Raw genomic sequence first — 1,676 nt, forward strand, 5'->3', positions numbered from 1 at the left:
AGCCTCAATCCACCGATGAGCGGTTGCTCTGAGGTCGGATTGCGTTGTGTGCGTTGGGACTGGGGTGTGTCGGGATGTGGGCGTAGGCGGTCGCCCGACCTGGCGTATCGGGTTGTTCCTTTTGGTCTTTCGTGTCGAGGGACGGGTGGGACGGCTGCGTTAGGTGGTGAGCGGTCGATGTCGTTGAAACAGATTGGTGAACAGGGCGTTCCAGGCTGATTCCCAGGGCCAGTCGCGTGGTAGGTGAAGGGTCAGGCGTCGGGCTGAGCAGGCGATGCGGGCCGGCACGGTGATCAGGGTGGCGCGGATGGTGGCGGTGTGGGCTTTGGCCAGCGCCGGCCCGGTGAGGGTAGCGGCGGCGCGGGTGAGGTTGAACGCGATGGCGGCTAGGACCAGCCAGGCGGCATTGGCGGTGAACCGCCCCGAGGGCAGGTGTGCCAGGGCGGAGTTTTTCAGGTCGGCGTGGACCTGTTCGATGATGGCGTGCCCGCGGTGGGTCCTATCAGCGGTGATCATGTCGAGGTCGGTGGTGGTGAAGAACGCGTGGAAACGCCACACGTCGAATAAGCTCTGCTGGCCGTCACTGCCGCTGGAGTTGAGGTCGGGGATGCGGCGCACCACCAACCGGCCCGGCACTTGCTCACTGGTCTTGCGGGAGGTGAACGCGGTGAATCCGATCTCGGCGACCTCGGCACGCGAGACCCACTGCCCGGTGGAGTCGTCATAGATCGCGTCGGTGTATTCGATGGGCGTCCACGCCTGCTCGTCGATGGCGGCGATGGCGGTCTTGACCGCGGGGTCCAGGCGCACCGTGATCGACACCTCGGCACCGCCACGCATCGCTGCAGCCACGCTGCGATAGCCGTAGAACGCCGAATCCGCCCGTACCAGCGGCTTGGCGGTGGCCTGCGGCGAACGCAGCCGTGTCAGGCCTGCCAGAGTGTCGGCGATGATCCGGGCCGCCCCGCGTGGGGACCCACACGAACCCTTACGCAGGCGTTGACCACAGATCACCGGAGCCGCGCCCTCGGTGGTGACCGTGGCCAGCAGTGCGTTGAGGCCGCGGACCCCCGAGTAGCCGTATCCCGATCCTTGTTTGGCATAACCGTGCACTTCGATGATGGTGTCGTCGAGATCGACCAGCACTGGGCCGTCGATCCCGGCCAACAACGGGGTGCGCTCGTGCAGCCCTATCAGCAGCCGCGACGCGACCGCGTCAAGTTGGCGGACATGACCGAAGGTGAACTCCCGCAGGAACGACCCCAACGTCGAGGGGGCATACGGGCGGTCGAACACGGTGCCCATGGCGCCGTGGCGTAGCAAGGCCATGTCATCGATGCTGTCGGCCCCGGCGACCATCCCGGCGACCAGGCAGCTCACTTTCGCCCCGGCGTTCGAGCCCTTATCGGTCGGCACCGTGAGATGTTCATCGGCCAGGGTAGCCAGGCCGCACTGCTGGGTCAGGGCTGCTACCGGGACCAGCCCAGCGCACGACACCAGATTGGGATCATCGAAACGAGCCGCCGTCACCGGCCGCGTGTGAGATAGTTGCATCTACGAGATGCCCTTCGTTGTGGCCGAATAAGATCCTCAAGAAATCTCATTCTCCCACCACGACAGGGCATTTCGGCGCTACGCCCCACCCCGAACCACTACCTCATCGGCGCATCCAGGCT

Annotated in this window: 1 protein-coding gene; it reads right to left on the bottom strand. The window is 65.6% G+C overall.

Features of this window, described 5'->3' with window-relative positions; translation table 11 throughout:
- Nucleotides 1-159 precede the first annotated feature (159 nt).
- Nucleotides 160-1,554 carry an IS1380 family transposase gene (locus tag B8W67_RS20025; protein ID WP_109561853.1) on the bottom strand — a complete coding sequence of 465 codons (1,395 nt, stop codon included), beginning with the start codon at nt 1,552-1,554 and terminating at the stop codon, nt 160-162.
- Between the last annotated feature and the right edge of the window lie 122 nt (nt 1,555-1,676).

It is taken from the genome of Mycolicibacillus koreensis (genome assembly GCF_002104795.1).
Lineage (GTDB): Bacteria > Actinomycetota > Actinomycetes > Mycobacteriales > Mycobacteriaceae > Mycobacterium > Mycobacterium koreense.